We start from the raw sequence: 25,476 nt of genomic DNA, 5'->3' as shown, positions 1-25,476 counted from the left end.
GTGTCAGTGAGAGAAAAAGCTTGCTGAATGAGGTCAGGAGACAGGAGGTCAGCGAGGCTTTGAACTTCATCGGGGGCAGTGAGATTGATAATACCGAGAGCTTGTGAAAGTTCCATTTAAAAAGGGTCCATGATGAGCATGAACCCTTTTTACACGAGCCACCGGATCGGTCAACTGATCCTTAAACGATCGGCATTACCCTCAGCTCCCTCTTTTATTTCTCCTTCCGCTCTGTTACGGGATATATTAAGGGCACTATCGTAAATTTTCTCTTTGTAACGGGTAACATCTCAATGGCACTGATCCCAAAAAACTACCAGCGTCTGGAAAGCGGATATCGCGAGAAAGCGCTAAAAATCTATCCGTGGGTGTGCGGACGTTGTTCGCGGGAGTTTGTGTATTCAAACCTGCGTGAATTAACGGTTCACCATATCGACCATGATCATACCAATAATCCGGAAGATGGCAGTAACTGGGAGTTGTTGTGCCTGTATTGTCATGACCACGAACACTCGAAGTACACAGAAGCAGATCAGTACGGTTCAACGGTGGTGGCCGGTGAAGATGCGCAAGATGATGTCGGTGCCGCCACCTACAACCCGTTTGCCGATTTACAGGCGATGCTGAATAAGAAGAAATAGGGTCGATTCCGCTCCGCTCCTCCAGCAAAACTAAAAACCCCGGTATTCACCCAAATCCACGCGATGCCGTGGATTTTTTATGATGAACGAGGCGATTTCCGCCACATAAGTTAGTCCCCTGATATTTTTCTTGCATCCCAAAACGCCATGCGCATAATCGCAAATTCAAATAATAATGATTCTCAGTCCTTTTTACATTAGGGTTACATTATGCGCGAAAAAAATTCACCCACAGGGTTTAAACCGACCCTGCTGGCACTCTTCGTCAGCGTAAGCTGCATGCCTGCGATTGCAGCCACCGCCCCTGCTCCGGCGACCAGCTCAACGGCGGCGACAGGCGATACCATGACTATCGTCAGTGCGCCGGATAATGAATTCAAATCCGGCGGCAATGAGCTGGTTCCGGCCTATCTGGACGGTCAGGTCGCGCATGGTGGTCGCCTTGGCATGCTTGGCGAACAGAAGGCAATGGATGTGCCTTTTAACGTCATCGGCTTCACGTCAAAACTGATTCAGGATCAGCAGGCGCGGACCATTGCTGACGTCGTGCGCAATGATGCCACCGTCCAGAACGTGCAGGGATACGGCAACTTCGCCGAAACCTACCGCATTCGTGGCTTCCAGCTCGATGGCGATGACATGACGTATGGCGGATTGCCGGGCGTGGTGCCGCGTCAGGTGATGGATGCGTCGTTAATCGACCGCGTAGAAATCTTTAAAGGTGCGAACGGATTACTGAACGGCGCGGCGACAAGTGGCGTAGGCGGCATGATCAACCTCGAGCCGAAGCATGCGGATGACGCGCCACTGACCCGTGTCGGCGTGGATTACACCTCCTCTTCTCAGGTTGGTGGCACCCTGGATCTGGGCCGTCGTTTTGGCGATGACAACCAGTTCGGTGTCCGTCTGAATGCCGTTAACCGTGAAGGCGAAACCGGTATTGATGGTGAGAAAAAACGCACCACCGCAGCCTCACTGGGCCTCGATTATCGCGGTGACCGCCTTCGTACCTCTGTGGACATGGGCTATCAAAAGAAAACCTTCCACGACGCCCGTCTTGGCGTGAATATCAGTGGTGTGGATTTCATCCCTAAAGTGCCATCCAACAGTCACAATTACAGTCAGGACTGGGTATACAGCAATATTGAGTCCGAATTTGGTATGGCCAAAGCGGAATATGATGTGACTGATGACTGGACAGTGTATGGCGGCGTTGGCGCACAGCATTCGCATGAAACCGGCGACTATGCTTCCCCTGCGCTGAAAGATGCTGACGGAACGGCAACGATTGGTCGTCTGGATACCAACCGCATCATCAATAATTTCAGCGGAATGGCGGGAATTCGCGGCAATTTCGATACCGCCTTCATCACCCACAAGGTGAATTTTGGTTATTCCGCCCTGACTTCACGCAATAATACGGCGTGGCGTATGGCCTACGGTGCCAATGCTGAAAACACCAATATTTATCACACCACGAATGTCCCGAACCCGACACCTAATCTGTCTGGCGGTAATTATGACGACCCGCTGACCACCGGGCGCAACCGGACTCAGGGCTATCTGTTAACCGACACGATGGGCATCCTGGATGACACCCTGTTGTTCACCGTCGGCGCACGTCATCAGAAAGTGATCGTCCGTAATTACAGCAATGCGACCGGCGCTGAAGACGTGTCATCACGTTACAGCGACAGCCGCTGGATGCCGACGTACGGGGTTGTGTATAAACCGTGGCAGGTGATTTCCCTGTACGCCAACCACACCGAGTCTTTACAGCCGGGCGATGTGGCACCGAATAACGCGAAAAACTACGGTTCAACCACCGGCATTGCCCATTCAAAACAGAACGAAGTGGGTGTAAAAGCGGACTTCGGGCGTGCAGGCGGTTCACTGGCATTATTTGAAATCAAAAAACCGTCAGGCATTTTGGACAGCAATAAATTCTACAATCTGGACGGTGAACAACGTAACCGGGGCGTGGAGCTGAACGTCTTTGGCGAACCGGTGCTGGGCCTGCGTCTCAACGGCAGCGCGACCTGGATTGATCCGGAAATGACCAAAACCCAAGACAACACCTATAACGGTAAAGATGCGATTGGCGTGCCGCGCTACAACCTGGTGCTGGGTGCGGAATATGACATCAAACCGGTTGACGGCCTGACGGCCACCGCGCTGGTGAACCATTCCGGCTCACAGTGGGCAGACTCAGCCAACACGAAGAAAATCGACGCTTATTCCGTTCTGGATCTTGGCGTGCGTTACCGCACCAAAATCAACCAGAATGATATGGTCTGGCGTGCTGGTGTTGATAACGTGACCAATGAAAAATACTGGTCAAATATCGACAGCACCGGAACCTATATTTATCAGGGAAAAACGCGCGCGCTCAAAGTCTCCATGACGTACGACTTCTGATACGGATATAATCTGATACGGATATAAAAAGGGGATGCATTCAGCATCCCCTTTTTTATTGCCGTGCGAATTTTTTATTGGCTGTTTTCCGGCAGCGGTAAACTGACCGTGACCATCAGCCCGCCCTGTGTTTGCTTCGTCGCATGGATCCCCCCGCCGTGCGCTTCACAAATCGCACGGGCGATGGATAAACCCAATCCGCTGCCCCCGGAATGTCGTGCGCGGGAAGAGTCCGCCCGGCTGAAGCGTTCAAACATAACAGGCAGAAAACTGTCATCCACACCCGGACCCTTGTCCCGGAACGTTATGTCATAACCGCCATTGCGGGGCGCGATGGCGATGTCCAGACGCCGTCCTTCCTGCGCATAACGCAGCGCATTTTCCATCAGAATGGTAAATACCTGCCCGAGCCGGAACGGGTCACCGACATAACGGCACGGCGTCTCCGGCGTCAGGGCGATGTCAAAACCGGCTTTAGTCGACTGAGGTTTCAGCCAGGTCATCCGCTCGCGCAGCAGATCTGCCAGATCCAGTTCTGTCTTGCTGAGGTTAAGCTGACCGGCATCCGCCAGCGACAGCAGATGCAGTTCGTCGATCAGACGGTTCAGATGCAAAAGCTGTGTCATCACCATCTGCAATTGCTGCGGCTCCGGGCGGAAAACACCGTCCAGCATGCCCTGTAAACGCCCCACCGCCGCCGTGAGCGGTGAGCGCAGTTCATGCGCCATCGCCACATGGGAGGCTCGCAGCTCCCGCTCATAACGCGAAAGTTGCAACATCATGGCGTTAAAATCATCGGTGAACTGAATCAGTTCCGCCGGCGCATTTTTCACCGGCTCAGCCCGCGTATTAAAATCTCCCTGCGTGACCGCACGCGCCACCTGGGCCAGACGGCTGAATTGTGACGAAAGCGGTCGCGCGGCTTTTAATCCCAAAATAGCGATAAACGGCGTCACCACGACGACCAGGATGCCAACCATGATCCAGTCGGCCGAGGCGATGGAGGGATCGGAGTAACGCGCCCCCCAGCCCTGATCGACAATCTCATGAAACCGCGCAAGATTAAGATCCGGATTATCCCGCAGCACGTAAAACTCTGCCCTGAGCGCGGGAGACATATGGTGCAATACCCAAAGATTCTCAATGACAAAACGCAGCCACATGCACAGAGCAATCACAACGACACTGCCGATGGCCAGCGTCAGGATCCGCACACAAATCCAGCGCCACAGGGACTGATAGTGAGAGTGGTGGTTCATGGCTGTCTGAACCGGTAACCGACGCCGCGCACATTGACTAACACGTTAACGATGCCTGCGGATTCGAGTTTTTTACGCAAATTATAGACATGCGTATCGACCACCCTTTCCAGCGCCTCGCTTTCCGGCAGGCAATGCTCCAGCAAATACTGACGTGAGAACGGGCGTGTTGGTGCCCGCATTAATGTGCTCAGTACGCCAAATTCTGTCGGGGTTAAATCAAGATAATGCGGTTCGCCCGAGGCAGAGCTAACCGCCGCCGTCAGCGCCCCGACATCCACGTCGAGACCCTGCCAGCGCAACACAGCAGACGTGTTGTTTTCGTCTGTCGCCACACGACGCAGTACCGCCTGCACCCGCGCCACCACCTCACCGGGGTTGTAAGGTTTGACCACATAATCATCCGCACCGAAGCGCAGCGCGCCAATTTTATCGGGCATGTCGCCCATCGCCGTCACCATAATCACCGGCGTGCTGCTTTCACGCCGCAGCGATGCCAGCACATCAGTGCCGCGCATCCCGGGCAGCATCACATCCAGCAAAATGAGATCCGGCTTCCAGCGCAGCGCATGCTCCAGCCCGGAAACACCGTCACCGGCAATCTGTACGTCATATCCTTCGCGTTTTAAATACGCATCGAGAACGTCTGCCGCATCGGCATCATCTTCAATAATCAGGATCCGCTTTGTTTGCATTGAGTCGCCCTGGCTGTTTCATCATAAATTCCCGGCAGTTTACTGACCCTGCCTCTCCCGACTTCCGGTTTCAGATGCGGCTGCAATCCGCTACGAACCATACGTTTAGATGATGAGGAATCACAATGATATCCATAAAACTAATGCTTCACATTACCTGTTTACGCATTTTCTGCCCGGCTCCCCAGTTCGACCACCACCTGATGCTCGTTACCGTCATCCGTCAGCGGGATCAGATCACCGTCCAGGGCATGGCCATCCAGCGTGACACAGTAGTCGCCGGTGTTGTGCCGCACCGTTATCAGGTAACGGCTGCTGCCTTGCTGATACGTCACCGTGATTTCCGGCCACAGCGCAGGCAATTTGCTGTGGATGGCGATAGCATCGCCATGGCGTGTAATGCCCAGCAATGATTCGGTGATCAACCGGTATGTCCAGCCCGCAGAACCGGTATACCAGCTCCAGCCCGCGCGACCGCTGTGCGGATCGACCGAATAAATATCGGCGGAAATCACATACGGTTCCCCTTTATAGCGGCTGACCGCCTCCGGCGTGAGGCTGTGATTGATCGGGTTAATCATCGACATCAGTTCCCAGGCGCGTTCGGTGTTGCCCTGTCGGGCAAACGCCATCACCGCCCAGATAGCTCCGTGGGTATACTGCCCGCCGTTTTCACGCACACCCGGCAGATATCCGCGGATATATCCCGGATTCGGGCCGTTGCCGTCAAATGGCGGCGTCAGTAATCTGATCAACCCCGCATCGTTATCGACCAGACGCTGATCGACTGACCGCATGGCGCTGGCGGTGCGTTCAGGTGTACCGGCTCCGGAAAGCACCGACCAACTTTGCGCGATAGCATCTATCTGGCATTCGTCGTTCATATGCGAACCCAGCGTTTCACCGCTGTCGAAATAACCGCGCAGATACCACTCACCGTCCCACGCATGGTTGTTGAGGTTTTGCTTCAGCAGCGCCGACTGCTCGCGGCACAGGGTGGCGATAGCGATGTCCTGGCGCTCTTCTGCCAGTGCGCCATAACGTTGCAGAACGTCGTAGAGGAAAAAGCCCAGCCAGACACTTTCCCCGCGCCCGCCCAGCCCCACCAGATTCATGCCGTCATTCCAGTCTCCCGCGCCCATCAGCGGCAGTCCGTGCTCACCCATTTTCAGACCATGCTTCAGCGCACGCACACCGTGCTGCCAGAGACTTTCCTGCGTTGCGCTGACCTGCGGTTGCTCGTAGAACGACTCCTCACCTGCCTCCAGCAAACGTGCCTCGAGATAAGGCACGGATTCTTCGGCAATGCCATGATCGCCGGTGACCGTGATGTAATGGCTGATGGCCAGCGGCAGCCAGAGATAGTCGTCAGAACAGCGGGTACGCACGCCGTTGCCGGTTGGCGGATGCCACCAGTGCTGGACATCGCCTTCAATGAACTGCCTCGACGCACATAAGAGGATCTGTTCGCGCATCCGTTCCGGCGCCGCGTGGCTTAGCGCCAGCGTATCCTGCAACTGGTCACGGAAACCGAACGCCCCGCCGGACTGATAATAGCCGCTGCGCGCCAGGATCCGGCTGGCTAAGGTCTGGTAAATCAGCCAGCCGTTGGCGAGCAAATCAACCGATTTATCCGGCGTGGTGATCTGAATTTTATCCAGCACCTGATGCCAGTGATGATGAATGCGATCCAGCTCAGCCTGCGCCGCGCCTTCCTCAAGATACTGATGAATGAGCGCTTCGGCATCTGCGGCATTCTGCCCCAGACCCAGCGCGAAAATAAAGGTGCGCTGGTCACCGTCGATAAGCGTTGTGGCCGACTGCACCGCGCCACAAGGATCCAGCGCCGCACCGGTTTTATCGGAAAGACGCTGATTTTTCATGGCTGCGGGCATGGCCGCAGAACCGGTGCGACCAAAGAACTCGCGACGGTCACCGCTGACCGAGCAATGTGCGCCGGTGACCGCAAAGAAAGCGGTGCGTTCAGAGCCGTTGCTGGTGTAATGATTGGTCGCCAGTACACCGCAACCTTTTACTACGTGCGCTGCCGAGGTCACGATATGCATCGCGGACTTGGCACGTAAATCCGCCATCACCCATTCGGCATAACCGGTCACCGACAATCTGCGCGGCCTGCCGGAGAGGTTAGTCAGGGTCATGATAATCAGTTTGACCGGCGCATGTTCGGCAACTAATACCGTCATTTCACTGGAAATGCCCCGCTCGGTATGTTCGAAGCAACTGTAACCGAAACCATGGCGGGTGACGTAACCGCCGATGCCGCGAACCGGTAACGGTGCAGGCGACCAGACGCTGCCGCTGTCCTCATCGCGCAGATAAAAGGCTTCGCCGGAACTATCGCTGACCGGGTCATTTTCCCACGGCGTTAAGCGGTATTCGTGGGCATTTTCATACCAGGTATACGCCTGCGCGCTTTCTGAAATCACCGTACCAAAGCTGGCATTTGCCAGCACGTTCGACCACGGGGCAGGCGTGGTCTGACCTTCGTTAAGCACAATCTGATATTCACGACCATCCGGCGAGAACCCGCCCAGCCCGTTGAAACAGGCCAGTTCACGTGGCGGCGACATCACCGGCTGACTGTCATTGACCGTACGCACCGGCACCAACGCGGGCAGGGAAACGAGCGGTGTTTGTGTCCGCTGATTCAGCTGATCGTCCAGACTGCCACGGCGGTCGTCGATCACCACATGCGCCACGCTCATCAGCAGCATGCGGTCATCCGGTGTCATCTGCTCGCCGTTACGCACGAAAATTCCGCCCGGAATATCGGTCTGGCTGGACCCCGCGCCGGATGCCACCAGGCTCAGGATCTGGTTTTGCAGCGCCTGCTGATAACCGCCGGAATCATTACACAACAGCACCAGATCGACTTTTAATCCTTTCAGACGCCAGTAATGGTGCGCACGGATCAGCAACGTCACCAGCCCGATATTTTCGTTGCTGGTCATGGTCAGCAGTACAATCGGCAGATCGCCGGAAAGCGACTGTCCCCACAGACCGGATTGCCCGCGACGGTTGGCGGCGACCGACTGTGCATCGCCGCGCATTTCCTGACTGGCAAAAATCAGCGCCCCCGCCAGACGGTTAAACAGCCCGGCATCATCTTCCGAGGCATTAAGCTGGCGCAGCACTACCTGACTGTGCGACCAGGCGATTTCAAATACCCGGTCAGCAATATGATGGTCGCGATATTTTTCCAGCAACATCAGGCTTTGCAGGCGCGTGTCGCTGATGCCGTAAACCATGTCGATAATCACCGGCACACCGGGTCTGAGCCTGATGCGCTGACGAATCGCCATCACCGGATCCAGCACCGCACCGGCACTGTTACCGAGTGTTCCGCCCTTCTGCATTGCCTGCGGACTGGCGGCGGTATTGCCACGCCCGATAAAGGCCGCGCGGTCGGTTTCAAATGACGTTTCCCGTTCCACCGCACCGTGGATAGCCATCATATGGAACATCCACGGACAGGCTTCATCCGGTTCGCGTGGTCGCCGGTGACAAAGAATCCCCTCCTGCGCAGGCACCAGTTCGGTTTGTACAAACAAATTACTGAACGCAGGATGGGCCGCGTCGTTGGCGGCGGGTGCCAGCACCACTTCGGCATACGTGGTGATATCCAGCGTACGCGAATGGCGGCCATTATGTGTGACCGTCATACGGCGGATTTCGACGTCATCTTCCGGTGATACCACGATATGCGTCTGCAGGGTCAGCAGGCCGCGGGTACGGGTAAACTCTGCGCCAAAATCGGTCAGTACCGCGTGGTAGGTTCCCTTCTGTTTACCGAGCGGTTGCCAGGTATTACTGGTCACTGCGCCCGATTCAGGATCGCTGACGTAGCAGAAGATGCCGCGGTTATCGCGGGTGGCATCTTCGCGCCAGCGGGTCAGGGTCAGGTCTTTCCAGCGACTGACACTGCCGCCCGCCTGCGTGACCATCAGATGGTAATGGGTATTGGAAAGCAGCTGAATTTCCGGCGACGGGCTGTCGACGTCGGTGAATTCACGCAGTTCCACGTTCACTTTTTGCAGCATATTGTCGTGCGATTCGAAGTGACGACGCGGGCTGTAAAGCTCGACGGCATCCGGCACGCGTTCCTGTAACAGTAAACGGGCGGACTGGAATGCCGCGTTGGCCGCAAAGCGTGCGGTCATCGGCGCGCCGAGCAACACGTTAGCCAGCGCCAGGAATCCCATGCCCTGGTGGTGCGCCATGTAGGAACGCACCACGATGTAAATCTGCCCGCGCACCAGACGCGACGGACTGTAATCCAGTGCATCATAGAAACCGTATTCACCGCGGGCGCCGCAATTCTCCAGTTCCAGCAGATTCACACAGGCTTCCTGCGGGCGGATCATCAGCGCCATCATCGTTGCGTAAGGCGCGACGACCATATCTTCACCCAGGCCGCGTTTAAGACCGAGGCCCGGCACACCGAAGGCGTGATACTGGTAGTTCTGGTTGAGATCAAAGGCCGCATACGCCGATTCAGAAATCCCCCAGGGCACGTTATTTTCCTTACCCCAGGCAATTTGCCGGTCAACGGCGGTCTGACACATCTGCACCAGCAGCGTATCGGGATACGCTGGCATCACCAGTTGTGGCATCAGATATTCAAACATTGAACCGCTCCACGACATCAGCGACGGCTGTTTATCGATCACGGTGAACAGACGCCCGAGGGCGAACCAGCTTTTTTGCGGCAACTGATTGGTGGCGATGGTGACGTAATTTGTCAGACGGATTTCCGAAGGCAGCAGATCGTACTTTCCGCTGTCCATTTTATGGGCGTCACAATTGTAACCGACGGTCAGCAGGTGGGTATTTTTGTCATACAGGAAGCGGAAATCCATGTGCGCATGCTCGTTCAGGCGCTGTTCGAGTTCACCGATGATGTCCAGCCGCTGACGCGCCAGCCCGATAGAGCGGGATAACAGCGGTGACGTCCGGGCATCCTGTTGCGCCAGCCAGTGCAGCGTTGGCAGCGGTTGATTTTGAGCCTCCGCCGGCAGCGCCCCATAAAAATCTGACCACTCTTTAATGCCGGTCGCGAGCTGTGTTGCCAGCCGTTGTTGCCACCCCTGCGCCGACGCAGCGATCAGGCCGTGCATATCCTGCAGGTAGGTAATACTTTCAGCGGCTTTGGCTGCGGTGGCCTGTTTCAGGCTTTCCCGCAATTTAGTCATCAGCAGTTCGTCGGTCTGGCTTTCCGCCATGTTCAGCGTATCGGCCAGCCCGGCCAGCCACGCGGTCATATTCAGCGCGGGCTGCGTGCGCCATAACCGTAATCCGCTGCTGAGCGTCAGCAGATGCCCGGCCAGATTGCCGCTGTCAACGCTGGAAATGTAGCGCGGATTGAGCGGTGCCAGCGTGCGCGTGTCGTACCAGTTATAAAGATGACCCCGAAAATGCTCGAGTTTATCCAGCGTATCGAGTGTCTCGCTGGTACGTTCCAGCACCTCACCCTGCGTAATGTAGCCGAAATCCCACGCGGTGATATTCGCCAGCAACGACAGGCCAATGTTGGTCGGCGAGGTACGGTGCGCAATCACCGGCTGCGGAATTTCCTGGAAATTGTCGGGCGGCAGCCAGTTTTCCTCAGCGTTGACGAACGTTTCGAAAAAGTACCAGGTTTCACGTGCGGTCTGACGGAGGAAACGCTGTTGCTGCGCATCAATGCCCGGTTTCTGCCTGACAGCAGGCCGGCTCATCCAGCACATCACCAGCGGCGCGACAAGCCACAGCAGACCCAGCGGCAAGGCAAACCACAGTAACGGCGGATGCGCACCGGCGGCCAGTATAATCACGGCCACACCTGCCAGCAGATTCGCCCACATCCGGCGATAGAAATAGACCTGCGAGTGCGCACGGGATTTTTCGCCGATATTCACACTCGCCCATTCATGCAACATCCTGTGGCTGACATTCAGCCGCCACAGGGTCAGCAAAATGGCGTGTATTGAATACACGGCTTCGTGCGGCAGAGTCATTAACTGGAGCAAAATCCGCGAACAACGGCTGAGGGTAGCGGATGCCACACTTTTCAGATGGGCAATGACCTTGCGGCGTGAGCCTTTGTTGAAGAGATCCAGCACCAGCGCGACCACCACCGGGAAAAGCAGCATACTGGCGATAAAGCCCAGCCAGTAAAGCTTGTTCGGCACCAGCAACAGCGTGCAAAAAATGAGGGTCAGCAGCGCGGGAGCGATAAGGCTGCGGCGCAGGTTATCGAACAATTTCCAGCGGGAAAGCGTGGTCAGCGGGTTGCGGGTCCGCGTGCCATCTTCCTGCGTGACACGAAAACCCAGCCAGTTCAGCAATTGCCAGTCGCCACGGATCCAGCGGGTTTTACGCGCCACATCCGCCAGATAATGATCCGGATACTGCTCGTATAACACCACATCGCTGAGCATGCCCGAACGCGCATAACACCCTTCCAGCAGGTCGTGACTGAGCACTAAATTTTCCGGGCAGGTATTTTCTGTTGCCCGGATGAACATATCAACGTCGTAAATCCCTTTGCCGACAAATGAGCCTTCGCCGAATAAGTCCTGATAGATATCGGAGGACATCGACGAATACGGATCATTGCCCGGCACGCTGCTGCATAATGCGGCGTAACGCCCCTGCCCGTTTTCGGGGATTTCTTCGGCCAGCCGGGGCTGAAGAATGGCGTAGCCCGAAATCACCCGCTGGCGTTCAGTGTCATAAACCGGATGATTGAGCGGATGGGCCATGGCGGCGACCAGCTGATGCGCAGTCGCACGCGGCAGCACCGTGTCGCTGTCGAGGGTGATCACGTATTTCACCTGGCGCAGTTGCGCCTGTGTGCGGCCTTCCACCCGGGAGAACGGCTCACCTTCGCCGCGCAACCAGCGGTTCAGCGCATTCAGCTTGCCGCGTTTGCGCTCATATCCCATCCACACGCTCTGCGCCGCATTCATTTCACTGTCGCGATGCAACAACGTAAATAACGGCCCCTGTGCGTCGGTATAGCGTCGGTTGAGGGTCTGGATCTGCTGCGTGGCGTAGCTCAGCAACGCATCGTTGTCCTCGTTGTGCTGTTCAGGGTTGTCGTGAAAATCGGTGAGCAGCGCAAAATTCAGGTGTGACAGAACATTGCCGAGATAACAGACTTCGAGGCTGCTGATCAGTGCATCAATATTTTTCCGGCTACCCAGCAGACAGGGGATCACTACCAGGGTACTGGCGTGTTCCGGGATGCCGCCGACGAATTCCAGTCGGGGCAGCGGTTGCGGTGTGCGGCTACGGGTGGTGATTTCACTGAGCAGATTCAGCGCAAACTGGCTGGCGACCAGCACTACCGGCCCCAGTAACAGCCACCACGCCCAGTGCATGCCGGGATGCACGGTGTGATATAGCACCTCGGCGGTGATGGCGGTGGTCAGCAGCAGCAGGCTGCCGAGCCACGAAAGCAGCGGTGTCTGGCTGAGGCGGCTGCGGATGCGGGTTTGCAGCGAAAACCTCACCTGCAAATCTTTCTCCAGCGTCTTGCGCCCGGCATCAATCAGATAGTAACCGACATGTTGTTGCTGAAAGGAATCCGTTGCCTGTTGTGCCAGCGCCACCGCGCGGCTGGCGACAAACGCCTCATCGTGCAGGGAATGGCGCGACAACTGTTCAATCTGATGGCGGTAGTTATCGCGGGTATCAAAGTGCATGGAGGCATAAATACCGGCCGGATCCTCACGCAGGACTTTCTCCACCACGCTGAGGTTTTCGGCGAATTCTGCCCAGTCCATTTCGGTCAACTGCCGCAAACCCATAATGCTGTTGCTGACAGAAAGCTGGCTGGCAGCAAGCTGCTGATTAAATTTATCGATCACTTCACGCTGGGTCAGCCCGACTTCACTCAGCCGCTGCTCTACCCAGGTCAGCGGCAGCGCCAGCATCGAACCGTGCCCCTGCAACCGGCGCACCAGTTCGGCCACGAAAGCGCTGCTACGCGGCGGATTGGTGCGCGCCATATCAGCAATCACGATGATCTGACTGGCGGGATCGTTTTCCGCGCTGTCCTGCAATTTATTGACCCAGAAATCGGCCAGATTACGTTCCTGCTGCGCATTCGCCACTTCAATACTGACCCGGCGTAAATTCTCGATCAGCGCCAGGCGCAGCATACCCGGAAACGCCCATAACTCCCCGAGCGTCAGCGGGCGCACACTCTGATAAGTCGAGAGAAAACGGGTCAGGGTTTTGATGTCCCACAGGCCGTCGCTGTGGCTGACAACCTCGGTCGCAATGTCATAAATGCGCGGGCAGGAATGCGGTAAACCCAGTGAAGGCAACCCCTTGCCAAAGTTTTTCGGTAACAGCTGGCGCACCAGACGGATTTGTTCTTCGATCAGATAGAAGTTATCGAGTAACCATTCACCGGCCGGGGTAATGCCCGCTTTTTCTCCACTGCTGAGGATCAGGCAACTGCGCGTTAAAACCTTTTCGTTATCGTCGAGGCGCTTTAGCAGGTAGTAAGGAAGTTTTTTGCCGGAGAGTTTGTGGGAGAGTGCGAGTTTGCCGCCGAACCGTTCCATCTGATCTGCGGAGAAAAGCTCGGCGCTGATCGGTACGGGGTGCGCCAGTGCGCTGGCGCGATGACGCCGGGTATGGCTAATAACAGGGGGTGCTCTTTTAATTTTGAACCAGTTAATCACAGCATTTTTCATGTCAGCATACCTTAGGCGGACCCGATAAGGCAGTTGCCTGAGCTGCGATGAGAGTTCACTTGATAAGAAAATGGGTAAGGGACAGGGAGGCCGAAAAGATGAGTCACCCTCAGCGGGCAATTAGATTCATAGTAGCCTGTTTACAGGGATAGCGTTGAGTTTATTTTTTCGCCAGCGGCTGACAACTGTGTGCTAACCCTGCAAATTTTCACTGACGGCGGTCTTTATCAAGGCTCAAAAGTATAAACTCCCGGATTCGGTTCATGCGATTATCGGGCGGCTATTTGGGAATAATTGTCACAGGCAATCCCCCGCTTCCAAATTTATCCTTCAGGAAAAAAAGATGACGACCTTAAACGAAAAACTGGCATGGCGATACGCAACCAAGAAGTTTGATGCGGCCAAAACGGTTCCGGCTGAAAAGATTGAAAACATTATTGAGGCCGTGCGTCTGGCACCGACCTCAAGCGGTCTGCAACCCTTCGAACTGCTGGTAGTCACTAATCCGGATATCCGCGCAAAAATCCGCACCGTTGCCTGGGATCAGGCGCAGGTCACCGACTGTTCTCACCTGCTGGTGTTCGCGGCATGGGATGACATCACGCCAGAACGCGTGAACATGATGTTCGACCTGACCAACGAGGTTCGCGGTTTTAAAAACGAAGGCTGGGAAAACTACCGCCAGAAACTGCTGAGCATTGTCGCTGAACGCGGTACCGAAGCGAATTATCAGGCCGCTGCACGTCAGGCCTATATCGGTCTGGGCGCCGCGCTGATCGCCGCCGCGTTTGAAGAAGTGGATGCGACGCCAATGGAAGGGTTTGATCCTGCTGCCGTGGATGAAATCCTGGGCCTGAAAGACAAAAACCTGCGCAGCGTGGTGATCCTGCCGCTGGGCTACCGCGCCCACGAAGGCGACTGGCTGGTGAACCTGAAGAAAGTTCGCCGCAGCCGTGAAAACTTCGTCACCGAAATCAAGTAATATCAGGCCACCGGCCCTGTCCGGCCGGTGGCCTTCATACCCTAAACACAGACGTACCTTACTGATGACATCCTGATTTTATTATCATAAATCCCCCTGACTTCACGCTTATAAGGTCATTTACGGACGATAAAAGCTTTCCGCTGTGCCGTTGCCCAGAGTGATCACCCCCGCAAAAATCATAATAAGTAGCCCCTTTATTTAAAAAAAACCTTATCCGGGCTAAATAGCCTCATCAGAATGCCGATAACACATGCAGATAAATGATTTTACTGACTCTGTTAACTTATTTTGAGGTTGCATATGTTAAAGAAGCTTCGCAATAAGGCAAAAGTCGAGCTTTATGTATGGATAGGGATACTCATAGCAACCTATTTATTTTCCCTGTATTTTAATATGAATGAAGTTTTCTATTCTTTTTTTAAAGCATATGAAGTCTATAATTTAGACGAAGTTTTCATTACCCTGAATATAACGGGTTTTCTTGGGCTTATTTTTTCTCTTATGAGAATAAAAGCAATGGAAAAGGAAATAGCAAGGCGAATGGAAGCTGAAAAGAATTTTCATTGGGTTGAATGTCATGATCCGGTAACAGGGCTGCCGAATACAATCATACTCAACTCTACCATCGCACAATATAACCAAGAAAACAAAAGTAGTTTTGGTGTGTTCACCATTGAAATAAACAGACTGAAGGATATTAATGATATTTTCGGCCATGACTATCATGATGAGATATTTAAGATCGTAGCAGAAAGACTGCTGAATATTTTCCCTGGCTGCGTTTATAAATTAGCCGCCGATGATTTTCTTGTCCTGAGACCCAATATTGACAAAACCGACCTGACCTCGCTGTCCGGGCGCGTTATGCGTAGCCTGTGTTCACCGGTTAATCTGGATGGATTCACCTTCAATATTTCAGCCAATATTGGTATTTCACGATCCCCGGAAGATTCGTGCGATCTTAAGAAAGTGATTCAACAGTCCGATTGTGCAATGCATGTTGCTAAAAAAGCTGGCAGAGAGCAGATCAGGGCATTCTCTGCGAGCATGGAAGAATCTTTATTATCCATGGCACAACTGGAACGTGATTTTAAATCAGCCTTGAAAAACAAAGTTTTTGTGAGTCATTATCAGCCTTTGGTGGATCTAAAATCAGAAAAAATCATAGGCTTTGAAGCCCTTGCCCGATGGGAAATCTCGGCGGGAAAGTTCATCCCGCCGTCGAAGTTCATTGCGCTTGCTGAAGACACAGGAGCAATAACAGAACTGACAGAATATCTCTTACGGGAGGCATGTCTTGAAGCACTAAAATGGCCATCCGACAAACGGTTGTCCTTTAATCTTTCACCTTTACTTTTATGTGACAAAAATCTTAAATCAAGAATTATAGGTATTCTTGATGATGTGGGTTTCCCGCCAGAACAACTGGAAATTGAAGTCACGGAAAGCGCGCTGTTTAGCGACAGACATCTGGCCCGATATACACTTAAAAGACTCCGTGACGCAGGCGTTAAAATTGCTCTCGATGATTTTGGCACCGGATACTCAAGCCTTTCTCAGCTCTGTGACTTTCCCTTTGATACATTAAAAATTGATAAGAGTTTTATTGATACATTCCAGACTAATGAGAAACAGAATAAGATTGTTTGCTCTATTCTCTCCCTTGCCAACGCCCTCAACGTAAAAGTGGTTGCTGAAGGCATTGAATATAAAAGTCAGCTGATTATTTTACAGGAACTCGGCTGTGATATTGGTCAGGGCTATTTCCTCGGAAAACCGGTTCCTGCAGCAAATATTCATAAATCAATAAAATCGCCTTTAACTGAAGCTGAAAAGGTCACAGCGGAATGAAGCGGTGACCGGCGGGTGAACTGTTGTTCGGTCATCGTCATGCCCCACTGGTCGCCCTGCCATTCTTTCAGCAGTTCGAAACCAAAGGATTCATACAGACGTCGCGCAGCATGAAGGCCGCTGAAGGTCCAGAGCTGAACAGCGTCGAATCCGCGCCCGTCGCAAAACGCTATCGCTTCACTGAGCAGTTTTCTGCCCATGCCCGTTCCCCGGCAGCGGTCATCAAGAATAAACCAGCGCAGGTGGGCTTCGTTATTTCCCAGATCCTGACCATCGATAGCCACTGAACCGACCACCCGCCCGTTGCTGACCGCCAGCCAGACCTGGTTGCAGGGTTCATGCAAACGCCCGCAGAACTCGGCCAGTCCGCTGGCAACCTTTCCCTCGAAGAAATGCCCGAAGTTGTAATTACTGGCGTAATACGTGCCGTGCATTTCCGCAATCCGGCCAATCATGCCTGGCTGATATCCCGTGACGATTTCAATGTTGTGTTGGGGCGCGACCGGGTCCCCGTCGCGACAACGTTCAAGGGCGCGGGCATACGCCGTCAGGCCTTTTGCGACGGCCTGTTGCTGCGCAGCATCCAGATTTTCCAGCGCCTTGATCACGCGCATCGCACCGTACTCATTGATCCGCCCGACCGTCTGCTTGCCCTTTTCCGTCAGTATCAGTTGTTTCACTCTGGCATCATTTTCCGACGGCACTTCCTGCAGTTCACCCGCTGCCAGCAAACGGGCAAGCATGCGGCTGACGCTGGATTTTTCCAGCCCGAGGATCTGCACCAGTTGCGCGGCGGTCATGGCGCCCTGATTTTCAATTTCCACCAGGCTGTGTACGGCAGAAGGTGAATATTCTGTGGCCGCCAGCGTGGCGTTCATAAAACCCAGCTCGCGTACCATAAGGCGCGAGGAGGAACGGATTTCTTCGATTAAGGCGTGATCTGGCATGCGTTTACCCGGGATTTTGACTGATAGTTGTATAATACAACCATCATCCCCGGTGCACTGTCAATACCGCGATAAAGATTGTGCATGACAATCCGGCACGTTCTGTGCAGGATGAGTTTTTTCTTTCCGGGGATCATTCATGAGCGCAAAAACGGCATCGCTGGAAAGCCGTATCCGGCAGCAATGGGATCAGCTTTCGTTGCACGAACAACGTTTAGCCGATGTCCTGTTAGCCGCGCCGGGCCAGCTGGCGATGAATACCGCGACTGAACTGGCGCAGAGCGCGGGCGTATCCAAAGCGACTGCCACGCGATTCTTTCGCCATATCGGTTATGAAAGCTACGATGCTGCCCGCCGTCAGGCGCGTGAAATGCAAAACAGCGGCTCGCCTCTGTATCTTCAGGCCGCACCCAGCGCTTCGCCCCTGGGCACGCTGATACAAAATCATCTGGAAAAAGAGGTCTCCAGCCTGGTGAACACGTTCCGTTTACTGGAAGATGACCAGCTTGAAGCCTGCGTGGAGGCCATTGCCAACGCGAAACGTGTGGTGGTGATGGGCTGGCGTCACAGTCAGACCATCGCCATGCTGATTTACCGCGACCTGATCCACGTTCACCCCGACGTACGCCTGCTGCCGCGCGCCGGTGATTCGCTGGCAGAACATCTGGCAGCGCTTGGCCCGCAGGATGTGGTGATCTGCGTCGGGCTGCGCCGTCGTATGCCTGCACTGGAAACCGCCATGAGTGCCCTGGCTGACATGCAGGTGCCGATGCTGTATATCTCCGATGTGCTGGCGGGTAAACCGGCGAAATATGCCAACTGGGTCTTGCGCTGTCATACCGACGTTAATCTGATTTTCGACAGCACCGTGGCGCTTTCCGGCGTCTGTAACCTGCTCTGTTCACTGGTCGCCCGTCGCATGGGTAAAACCGGCAGCTACCATCTCGCCACCATCGAAACCCTGCACCAGAGCCTCGAAGAACTGGAGTAATGCGCCGCACTGGCGCAACGGCTGAACACTTATCCCCAAATCAGTGCAGCGGCGGATCTTTCCGCCGCTTTTTCACGCCTCCTGATGAAACCTGAGAAATATAAATATTAAAATAAGAAACATTTGTTTCTCATTGATTATGGAAGAAAAAAATGTTTCCCGTCATATTCAGGCTGCGACTGATTAAAAAAGTGGCATGGAAACTGCTCTGTGGTCAGTGACATTTCACCAACACCAGGGAATCACCATAATGAAAAAAATAGCATTGCTGATCGCCGCTTTAATCACTGCTGGCGCGGCTGGCACCGCACAAGCTGACACCCTGTCAGACATCAAAAGCAGCGGTAAAATCACCGTCGGCATCGACCCGACCTTCCCGCCTTATGAATTCACCAACGATAAAGGCGAGATCACCGGCTACAGCGTGGCGATCATGCAATCTTTCGCCAAAGACCTCGGCGTGAAACTGGAGTTTCAGAAAACCGCGTTCAGCGGCATTCTGCCCGGCCTGATCTCCGGCTCATTCAATGCCGAAGGTTCTTCTCTTAACGTCACCGCCGAACGCGCCAAAAAAGTGCTGTTCACGGTGCCTTACAGCAAAACCGTCAATGGTGTGCTGGTGCGCGAGGCCGATGTGAAAAAATTCAGCGGCAAAACGTTGTCGCCGGAACAGTTGTCTGGTCTGAGCGGAGCCGTGAAAAGCGCCAGCGTGCCGGAACAGTTGCTCAAGGGCTTTAACGAAACGCTGACCAAAGAAGGCAAGAAGCCGATCACCATCATCAGCGTGGATACGCTGGATCAGACCGTCAGCACGCTGATGACTAAACGCGCCGATTTCGTGTTTGACGACATTTCGGTGCTCGCACCGATCGTTAAAAAATACCCGAACAAAGTGGCTCAGGTTGGCGAAGCTGGCCCGTCACAGTGGATGGCGTGGGCAACACGTAAAGACGACACCCGCCTGAACAAAGCCATCAGCGATCATATTTTGGCGATGCAGAAAGACGGCGAACTCACCACGCTGCAAAAACAGTATCTCGGCACCACCTTTACCGTGCCCGCCAGCGATTTCATTCCTCAGGAGTAAGTTATGTGCCAATCCCTGCTGACGGTGCCCGCCGGTCACGGCAAAACCTTTACCGTGAACAAAGGGCAATTTATTACCGTCATTGATGCCGAAGGTCAGCAGGCCGCCGATTTTGTGGCCGTGAATGCCGCTGATCTGAATGAAAAACTGTCGCCGGTGCATACGCGTCAGCATCTGCGCTCGCTGTTCTTCAAACCCGGAGATGCGCTGTGGTCGAGTGAAAACCGCCCGATGTTGCGCATCATCGCCGACACCATTGGTATTCATGACGCCAATGTTCCGGCCTGCGACCGCACGCGTTTCAGTATCGATTTCGGTGTTGAAGGCCATCGCAACTGCGTCGATAACCTGCTTGAGGGCATGAAGGCACAGGGCGTGACCTATTTCAGCCTGCCGGAACCGTTCAACCTGTTCCAGAACGGGCCGGTCACCGCCGATGGCCGCATGGAAGTCACTGACCCGAACAGTAAAGCCGGTGACTGTATTGTCTTTGAAGCGCTGTGTGACCTGATTTGCGCAGTGTCGTCCTGCCCGCAGGACATCATTCCCGGCAACGGTTTGCAGGTCACGCCGGTTGATATTCAGGTCAGCAATCATTACCACGGGGAGATTCAGCATGCTGTTAATGCGTGAGGCCTGGGCCGAAAGTGAAGTCCGTCCGCTGGCCGGGCCGGTGGATATCAAAGCCGGTGAGACGGGCTCCATTCGCGTGCTGCGCGGGCAACTGTTGCGCATCACGGCAGCGGGCGAAGGTGCGGTGGCCGCACTGTTTGGCTTCAGCCTGAGCGACCCTGCTGTCTGGCTGTCGGTTCATCACACCCGCGTATTCAGCAACAGCTATCTGCTGGGTTCTGGGATGCGTCTGGTGAATAACCGCCGTCGTCCGGTAATGGTGCTGGGCAAGGACAGCGTAAAACGCCACGACCTGCTGCTGCCGGGTTCGACCACCGCATGGCTGGCTGAGCGTGGTTATCAGGGGGATGGCTGCATTGAGTCGGTAAAAAGTGAACTGGCACGGCTGGGCATGAATGTGCCGAAACTGCCGGATCCCATCAATCTGTTCATGCACGTCCGGCTGACGCGAGAAGGTGATATTTTGCCGGAAACCAACCGCACGCAGCCGGGCGACAGCATTACCTGTCGCGTGGTGGCCGATACCGTCTTTGTGGTTTCTGCCTGCTGCACCGGTATTGAAGGCAACGATAAACCCGCGCCGCTGAAGCTTTCGGTCGCGGAAAATCTGTCAGCATTTGACGAGGAATAACGCATGTTGGGGCTGGATGACCAGGTGATTGCAGCACTTCCCGAATTAGGCCATGGCCTGCTGATGACGCTGACACTTACCTTACTGGCAGCGCTGCTGAGCCTGGTGTGCGGGCAAATCATCTGCTTTATCCAGCTACGCAATGCCTGGCTGTGGCGCGTCACCGGGCGGTTGTATGTCAGCCTGATGCGTGGCACACCGGCTATCGTGCAGCTCTTTGTGGTGTTCTTCACCCTGCCGCGTCTCGGCCTCGGCGGTCAGCCAATGCTGGCGGCGGTGCTGGCGATTGGCCTGAACAGCGGCGCTTACGTCGCGGAAATCTTGCGGGTTAATCAGAGTCTGGTGACCCGCGGACAACGTGAAGCGGCGCGCACGCTGGGGCTGAACCGCTGGCTGACGTGGTGGTATGTGATCAACCCGCAGGTGATCCGCGCCAGCCTGCCGATGCTGGTGAACGAGTTTACGATTTTGCTGAAAACTACGCCGCTGGCGTCCGTGGTGGCGCTGACCGAACTGACCTATGCCGGACAAATCGTTATCGCCCGCACTTACGACGCCACTCAGGTGCTGTTGCTGGTGTCAGCCGGGTATCTGCTGATCGCCCTGCCGCTGATCAGCGCGGTACGGCATCTGGAAGCCAAGCGGAGGATGGCGTAATGGACTGGCAGGCAATTCTTACCGCATTACCGTCGCTCGGCGCAGGCATGATTGCCACGTTAAAACTTTGTGCCATTGCGGCGATCTGCTCGCTGTTATGGGGCACGCTGATGGCCGTCGCGCTGATGCGTGCCCCGCCATTCTGGCAACGGTTGCTGCATCTTTACACCAGCCTGACGCTGGCGCTTCCACTGCTGATCGTTATTTATCTGCTCTATTTCGTCCTGCCGGAATACGACATCACCTTAACCTCGCCGCAGGTCGGCGTGCTGGCACTGACGTTATATTACGCGCCGTATATCGCGCAGGTCGTACGCTCGGCGATTGAGATGTTACCGCGCGGCCAGTGGGAAGCCTGTCGTGTTTTAGGGCTGAGCCGCACGGAACAACTTCGCGACGTGGTGTTGCCACAAACGCTGCCGCAGATGTTATCGCCACTGGTCGGGCTGATGATCGGCCTGATTAAAGACTCCGCCCTGCTGTCGATTGTATCGGTGCAAGAGTTTATGTACGCCGCCAGACAGGCGATTTCTGAGACTTACGCGCCGCTGGAGATTTATCTCACGGTCGCGCTGTGTTACTGGGTGCTGAACAGTCTGATTGACTGGCTGGCGCGCCATATTGAATTTCGCATGACGCGCTACCGTCGCAGCATGCAACATTAATCAGGAGAAAAAAATGTCGGCTGAATTTGAGCATCGTGACATCCAGTTGATTGCCGCCCGCCACGGTAAAGCCGTGCGTATGGCGAAAGGCGAAGCCGTGCAGGTGGTGAATTTGTACGGCACCCAGGTGGTGGATTGCTGGGCGTATAACGCCGAAGACGTCAGTGAATATATGTGTATGGAAGCCACCCGTGTCTGGAACCAGCGGCTGAATCCGCAGGTCGGCGACAGCTTTATCACCAGCCAGCGCCACCCGATTCTGACGCTGGTCGCCGACACCTCACCCGGCGTGCACGACACCTTTATGGCCGCGTGCGATGCGCGTCGTTACGAGTTACTCGGCTGCACCGAACCGCACCGCAACTGCCACGACAACCTGTTTGAAGGCATGGCGGAACTGGGCGTAACACTGCCGCACGGCAATCTGGCCTCGTTCAACATCTTCATGAACATTCAGGTTCAGCCGGATGGCCGTACCCTGAAAACCTTGCCGGTGGTGACGCGTCCTGGCGACTACATTATCCTGCGCGCCGAAATGGACTGCTACGTCGCCTTCTCCGCCTGCCCGCAGGACATCGTCAGCATTCAGGGCCAGGGCGACAACACTCCGCGCGATGCCGAATTGCGCATTCTGACCGCAGGCTTCCCGCAGGTGAAATTGCAGGGCGCGTGGGTGCCCGAGGGGGTTTAAAGGCAGAAGAAAAGCCAAGCTCGCTGATGGCTTGATCAACGCTTCCCCCGGTGAAGGGGGAAGTTGGGTGGGGGTTTTAAACGTTATCTAAGCCTAAGCACATTTAAAATTTCAGAGGGATAAAACCGCCCTTTTATCTTCCTGCGGGTTCCGGCCTCACCGCCCCATCCAGCGCCGCCCGTAATTCACTTTCGGTCATCCGCACACAATAAGACGGCATGCCGCGCTGGAAGCGCCAGCCTTCGGAAAGAGCGCCTGCATCGACGGCGTCAAAACCAAAGGCGTCATACAGCGCGATCACCGCCTTTTTCGTTTCCGCATCATCACCGGCTACGGGCAGAGCGCGACGTTGCGGGTCGCCAGCGGGTAAACCGTCGTTTTCGAGATCGGTCATCTGAATCGCATTGAATGCTTTGGTGATTTCTGAATGCGGCAGGAAGCCCGCGAGATATTCGCTGGTAGTCGTTGTCTGATCGTCCAGTTCTGCCACCTGACCGTCACGTTCAGGGTAATAATTTACGGCATCGATGACCGGTTTTCCGGCAATCTCCGCCACGGGCAGTTGTCCGATAGCCGTCAGTGGCACGGCAATCACCACGATATCGCCAAAAGCAGCCGCTTGCGTCGCGGTACCGATTTCGCAACCGATCATCGGCTTCAGGCTGAACAACGTCTGAGGACCGCGAGAATTACTCAGCATCACCTGATGTCCGGCTTTGATCGCCAGTTTTGCCACCGCCCTGCCTACGAACCCTGCACCCAAAATGCCTATTTTCATGATTCTTACCTTTCATTTTGTTGTCGATAGGGTAAGAATAATTCCACACTGAACATTGATAAATCGCCACCACAGACATAAACAAACAACAAACAAGAGGGAATCATGGATCGCTTAACCAGCATGAATGTGTTCGTCAGAACCGCTGATCTGGGTTCTTTCGCGGCAGCAGCAGAAGCGTTGCGCATTTCCCCGCAGATGGTGGCCAAACATATCGCCCGGCTGGAATCGCGGCTGGGGACGGCACTGATCAACCGCACGACGCGGCGTCAGCACCTGACAGACATCGGGCGCAGCTATTATGAACGCTGTAAAATCGTACTTTCAGAAGCCGAAGCAGCGGATGCTATCGCCCTCGAAATGAAAGTCACACCTTCCGGCACGTTACGGGTGAATGCGCCGGTCACCTTCGGCACATCGTCACTGGCGCCATTCATTACACAGTATCTGGCGCAGTATCCGGAGACGCAGATTGAACTGACGCTCAGCGACCGCATGGTCGATCCGGTCGAGGAAGGCTATGAGGTGATCCTGCGCATTGGCGAACTGAGTGACAGCCAGATGATTGCTTATCCGCTGCGGCCATACCGGCTGATTGCCTGCGCCTCACCGGGCTATCTTGCACAAAATGGCGCACCGGAAACCCCGACGGAACTGGCGACGCATTCCTGTCTGGTTTACGGAATCTGGTCGCCACAGGCCCCCTGCCGCTGGCAATTTTACCAGGACGGGAAAATGCAGGAAATCCATCCGCAGGGCCGTCTGCGCTCGAATGACTGGCGCGCACTGCTGCATGCTGCCGTCAGCGGATATGGCGTGACGCTGGGGCCGGAAGATGTGCTGCGCGAGGAGATCAACGCCGGACGACTGGTGCAGGTATTGCCTGATTACGACGGACCTTCAAGACCCATGCATATCCTCACACCCGCCGGTCTGCGACAGACCGTGAAGATCCGCAGTTTTATTCAGGCGGTGCGGGAGGCTTTCGGCTGAAACGACAAAATTGCTGATCTCGTTGTCAGCAATTTTTCATGCAAGTATTTATCAACAGACTCACTTTATCCTCATAAGGAATAATAAAGTATCGCTCACCAATGTTATAACGTGCTTCAACATCAATACCACTTTCAACTAAATAGGTTTTCAGTACTTTCACTGCCTGTGGAACATCTTTTACCTGAGTCCAGGTGACCTTTTCCTCTAAGAAGGTATTTTCATCACCACCTTGCACATAATAAATAGCATCACTGGAAATTTCAGGCGCATTTTTAATAACATCAGGCGTAAGATAATAATAGTCAACCCAATTTGATTTGCGATATTCCCTTCCATCAGAAATACAACCCAACAAATACAAGCTTAATACTATATGGCACATGAACATCATAACTAATATTGCTATAAAACATCCGGACCACTTAACTATTTTTTGCATATAACCCTCTGTATGCACTTTAATTGATTCACCAGATCGGCATGGGGCTATCACCGCCAATGTAAAAATAGTCTGGGGACCTCGGATGATGAGGAAAAATAGGGTAATGTAAAGGCATTTTGAGTTCTGTATTTTTTTGGAACCCCTTTCTGAGGGACAAGTACACGTTTCCATTGAGTTTGTTTTTATCATCAAACATATTTTTCACGGGTCTATTTAGATAACGATTAGATAAATACAAGCTCGATAAATCATTTAAAGGCTTGATATAATCTAACCATGAAGGAAGTAATCCTAACCTCGGCATTGTTTTTTTTCCGGGTGATGGTTTTGGGAATAGCAGAGGTCTGAATGCTGTATTTTTGTGGCGTCCTACTGGTCCATAGTGATCCCAAATAGAC

Annotated in this window: 18 protein-coding genes and 1 pseudogene; 12 read left to right on the top strand and 7 right to left on the bottom strand. The window is 54.4% G+C overall.

Annotated features, from left to right (window positions below):
- The first annotated feature begins 293 nt into the window (after nucleotides 1–293).
- Nucleotides 294–641, top strand: coding sequence for an HNH nuclease YajD (gene yajD, locus AC1DUO_RS19390; protein WP_013575600.1), 348 nt, complete (start codon nucleotides 294–296; stop codon nucleotides 639–641).
- 210 nt (nucleotides 642–851) lie between these two features.
- Nucleotides 852–3,059, top strand: coding sequence for a TonB-dependent receptor (locus AC1DUO_RS19385; RefSeq protein ID WP_119261666.1), 2,208 nt, complete (start codon nucleotides 852–854; stop codon nucleotides 3,057–3,059).
- A gap of 74 nt (nucleotides 3,060–3,133) precedes the next feature.
- Here AC1DUO_RS19385 and AC1DUO_RS19380 read toward each other — a convergent pair whose 3' ends face one another.
- The 3 genes from AC1DUO_RS19380 to AC1DUO_RS19370 all read right to left on the bottom strand — a co-directional run bounded on the left by AC1DUO_RS19380 (nucleotide 3,134) and on the right by AC1DUO_RS19370 (nucleotide 13,724).
- Nucleotides 3,134–4,318 carry a sensor histidine kinase gene (locus AC1DUO_RS19380; RefSeq protein WP_112152452.1) on the bottom strand — a complete coding sequence of 395 codons (1,185 nt, stop codon included), beginning with the start codon at nucleotides 4,316–4,318 and terminating at the stop codon, nucleotides 3,134–3,136.
- Entirely contained in the window at nucleotides 4,315–5,013 is a 699-nt protein-coding gene (locus AC1DUO_RS19375; RefSeq protein WP_013575603.1) for a response regulator, read from the bottom strand. The genes AC1DUO_RS19380 and AC1DUO_RS19375 overlap by 4 nt, the downstream gene beginning before the upstream one ends.
- A 161-nt stretch (nucleotides 5,014–5,174) precedes the next feature.
- Nucleotides 5,175–13,724, bottom strand: a complete 8,550-nt coding sequence (locus AC1DUO_RS19370) for a GH36-type glycosyl hydrolase domain-containing protein (protein WP_187514407.1) — start codon at nucleotides 13,722–13,724, stop codon at nucleotides 5,175–5,177.
- Between the two features lie 343 nt (nucleotides 13,725–14,067).
- On the opposite strand from AC1DUO_RS19370, the gene AC1DUO_RS19365 reads away from it, so the two are divergent.
- Together AC1DUO_RS19365 and AC1DUO_RS19360 are read left to right on the top strand one after the other, a co-directional pair.
- Nucleotides 14,068–14,706: a nitroreductase family protein gene (locus AC1DUO_RS19365; RefSeq protein WP_013575605.1), complete on the top strand. Its 639-nt coding sequence runs from the start codon at nucleotides 14,068–14,070 to the stop codon at nucleotides 14,704–14,706.
- Nucleotides 14,707–15,009: 303 nt separating this feature from the next.
- The gene (locus tag AC1DUO_RS19360) at nucleotides 15,010–16,560 is read left to right on the top strand and encodes a putative bifunctional diguanylate cyclase/phosphodiesterase (RefSeq protein WP_119261668.1); all 1,551 of its coding nucleotides are present in this window, start codon (nucleotides 15,010–15,012) and stop codon (nucleotides 16,558–16,560) included.
- Here AC1DUO_RS19360 and AC1DUO_RS19355 read toward each other — a convergent pair.
- The gene (locus AC1DUO_RS19355) at nucleotides 16,506–17,507 is read right to left on the bottom strand and encodes a bifunctional helix-turn-helix transcriptional regulator/GNAT family N-acetyltransferase (RefSeq protein ID WP_119261669.1); all 1,002 of its coding nucleotides are present in this window, start codon (nucleotides 17,505–17,507) and stop codon (nucleotides 16,506–16,508) included. The genes AC1DUO_RS19360 and AC1DUO_RS19355 overlap by 55 nt on opposite strands.
- A gap of 139 nt (nucleotides 17,508–17,646) precedes the next feature.
- Here AC1DUO_RS19355 and AC1DUO_RS19350 point away from each other — a divergent pair, with 139 nt between their 5' ends.
- The 7 genes from AC1DUO_RS19350 to AC1DUO_RS19320 all read left to right on the top strand — a co-directional run bounded on the left by AC1DUO_RS19350 (nucleotide 17,647) and on the right by AC1DUO_RS19320 (nucleotide 22,862).
- On the top strand, nucleotides 17,647–18,498 hold the full coding sequence (locus AC1DUO_RS19350) for a MurR/RpiR family transcriptional regulator (protein WP_013575608.1): 852 nt from the start codon (nucleotides 17,647–17,649) through the stop codon (nucleotides 18,496–18,498).
- A 250-nt stretch (nucleotides 18,499–18,748) separates the two neighbouring features.
- Nucleotides 18,749–19,585: a transporter substrate-binding domain-containing protein gene (locus AC1DUO_RS19345; protein WP_013575609.1), complete on the top strand. Its 837-nt coding sequence runs from the start codon at nucleotides 18,749–18,751 to the stop codon at nucleotides 19,583–19,585.
- A 3-nt stretch (nucleotides 19,586–19,588) separates the two neighbouring features.
- Nucleotides 19,589–20,218: a DUF1989 domain-containing protein gene (locus tag AC1DUO_RS19340; RefSeq protein ID WP_119261670.1), complete on the top strand. Its 630-nt coding sequence runs from the start codon at nucleotides 19,589–19,591 to the stop codon at nucleotides 20,216–20,218.
- Nucleotides 20,202–20,849 (top strand): urea carboxylase-associated family protein, encoded by a 648-nt coding sequence (locus AC1DUO_RS19335; protein ID WP_112152448.1) that lies wholly within the window; start codon nucleotides 20,202–20,204, stop codon nucleotides 20,847–20,849. Before AC1DUO_RS19340 ends, AC1DUO_RS19335 begins: the two co-directional genes overlap by 17 nt.
- 3 nt (nucleotides 20,850–20,852) lie before the next feature.
- Complete coding sequence (locus AC1DUO_RS19330) at nucleotides 20,853–21,506, top strand: amino acid ABC transporter permease (RefSeq protein ID WP_013575612.1); 654 nt, start codon at nucleotides 20,853–20,855, stop codon at nucleotides 21,504–21,506.
- Nucleotides 21,506–22,171, top strand: a complete 666-nt coding sequence (locus tag AC1DUO_RS19325) for an amino acid ABC transporter permease (RefSeq protein ID WP_013575613.1) — start codon at nucleotides 21,506–21,508, stop codon at nucleotides 22,169–22,171. Before AC1DUO_RS19330 ends, AC1DUO_RS19325 begins: the two co-directional genes overlap by 1 nt.
- A gap of 13 nt (nucleotides 22,172–22,184) precedes the next feature.
- Complete coding sequence (locus AC1DUO_RS19320; protein WP_119261671.1) at nucleotides 22,185–22,862, top strand: DUF1989 domain-containing protein; 678 nt, start codon at nucleotides 22,185–22,187, stop codon at nucleotides 22,860–22,862.
- A gap of 133 nt (nucleotides 22,863–22,995) precedes the next feature.
- Here the strand turns inward: AC1DUO_RS19320 and AC1DUO_RS19315 are convergent, their stop codons facing one another.
- A complete protein-coding gene (locus AC1DUO_RS19315) occupies nucleotides 22,996–23,640 on the bottom strand; it encodes an NADPH-dependent F420 reductase (RefSeq protein WP_119261672.1) in 645 nt (214 codons plus the stop codon).
- A 105-nt stretch (nucleotides 23,641–23,745) separates the two neighbouring features.
- Here AC1DUO_RS19315 and AC1DUO_RS19310 point away from each other — a divergent pair, with 105 nt between their 5' ends.
- Nucleotides 23,746–24,633 carry a LysR family transcriptional regulator gene (locus AC1DUO_RS19310; protein ID WP_119261673.1) on the top strand — a complete coding sequence of 296 codons (888 nt, stop codon included), beginning with the start codon at nucleotides 23,746–23,748 and terminating at the stop codon, nucleotides 24,631–24,633.
- Nucleotides 24,634–24,658: 25 nt separating this feature from the next.
- On the opposite strand, the gene AC1DUO_RS19305 is transcribed toward AC1DUO_RS19310, so the two are convergent.
- Together AC1DUO_RS19305 and AC1DUO_RS19300 are read right to left on the bottom strand one after the other, a co-directional pair.
- A complete protein-coding gene (locus AC1DUO_RS19305) occupies nucleotides 24,659–25,075 on the bottom strand; it encodes a hypothetical protein (protein WP_119261674.1) in 417 nt (138 codons plus the stop codon).
- Between the two features lie 28 nt (nucleotides 25,076–25,103).
- A pseudogene (locus tag AC1DUO_RS19300) lies at nucleotides 25,104–25,476 on the bottom strand (hypothetical protein); the annotation flags it as partial.

This window comes from Rahnella sp. P4_A8 (assembly GCF_056402435.1).
This window is presented reverse-complemented; position numbering and strand designations above follow the sequence as displayed.

Excerpts from the sequence above, each read along its gene's own strand:
- yajD (WP_013575600.1), top strand. The coding sequence starts at position 294 with ATGGCACTGATCCCAAAAAACTACCAGCGTCTGGAAAGCGGATATCGC.
- AC1DUO_RS19385 (WP_119261666.1), top strand. The coding sequence starts at position 852 with ATGCGCGAAAAAAATTCACCCACAGGGTTTAAACCGACCCTGCTGGCA.
- AC1DUO_RS19380 (WP_112152452.1), bottom strand. The coding sequence starts at position 4,318 with ATGAACCACCACTCTCACTATCAGTCCCTGTGGCGCTGGATTTGTGTG.
- AC1DUO_RS19375 (WP_013575603.1), bottom strand. The coding sequence starts at position 5,013 with ATGCAAACAAAGCGGATCCTGATTATTGAAGATGATGCCGATGCGGCA.
- AC1DUO_RS19370 (WP_187514407.1), bottom strand. The coding sequence starts at position 13,724 with ATGAAAAATGCTGTGATTAACTGGTTCAAAATTAAAAGAGCACCCCCT.
- AC1DUO_RS19365 (WP_013575605.1), top strand. The coding sequence starts at position 14,068 with ATGACGACCTTAAACGAAAAACTGGCATGGCGATACGCAACCAAGAAG.
- AC1DUO_RS19360 (WP_119261668.1), top strand. The coding sequence starts at position 15,010 with ATGTTAAAGAAGCTTCGCAATAAGGCAAAAGTCGAGCTTTATGTATGG.
- AC1DUO_RS19355 (WP_119261669.1), bottom strand. The coding sequence starts at position 17,507 with ATGCCAGATCACGCCTTAATCGAAGAAATCCGTTCCTCCTCGCGCCTT.
- AC1DUO_RS19350 (WP_013575608.1), top strand. The coding sequence starts at position 17,647 with ATGAGCGCAAAAACGGCATCGCTGGAAAGCCGTATCCGGCAGCAATGG.
- AC1DUO_RS19345 (WP_013575609.1), top strand. The coding sequence starts at position 18,749 with ATGAAAAAAATAGCATTGCTGATCGCCGCTTTAATCACTGCTGGCGCG.
- AC1DUO_RS19340 (WP_119261670.1), top strand. The coding sequence starts at position 19,589 with ATGTGCCAATCCCTGCTGACGGTGCCCGCCGGTCACGGCAAAACCTTT.
- AC1DUO_RS19335 (WP_112152448.1), top strand. The coding sequence starts at position 20,202 with ATGCTGTTAATGCGTGAGGCCTGGGCCGAAAGTGAAGTCCGTCCGCTG.
- AC1DUO_RS19330 (WP_013575612.1), top strand. The coding sequence starts at position 20,853 with ATGTTGGGGCTGGATGACCAGGTGATTGCAGCACTTCCCGAATTAGGC.
- AC1DUO_RS19325 (WP_013575613.1), top strand. The coding sequence starts at position 21,506 with ATGGACTGGCAGGCAATTCTTACCGCATTACCGTCGCTCGGCGCAGGC.
- AC1DUO_RS19320 (WP_119261671.1), top strand. The coding sequence starts at position 22,185 with ATGTCGGCTGAATTTGAGCATCGTGACATCCAGTTGATTGCCGCCCGC.
- AC1DUO_RS19315 (WP_119261672.1), bottom strand. The coding sequence starts at position 23,640 with ATGAAAATAGGCATTTTGGGTGCAGGGTTCGTAGGCAGGGCGGTGGCA.
- AC1DUO_RS19310 (WP_119261673.1), top strand. The coding sequence starts at position 23,746 with ATGGATCGCTTAACCAGCATGAATGTGTTCGTCAGAACCGCTGATCTG.
- AC1DUO_RS19305 (WP_119261674.1), bottom strand. The coding sequence starts at position 25,075 with ATGCAAAAAATAGTTAAGTGGTCCGGATGTTTTATAGCAATATTAGTT.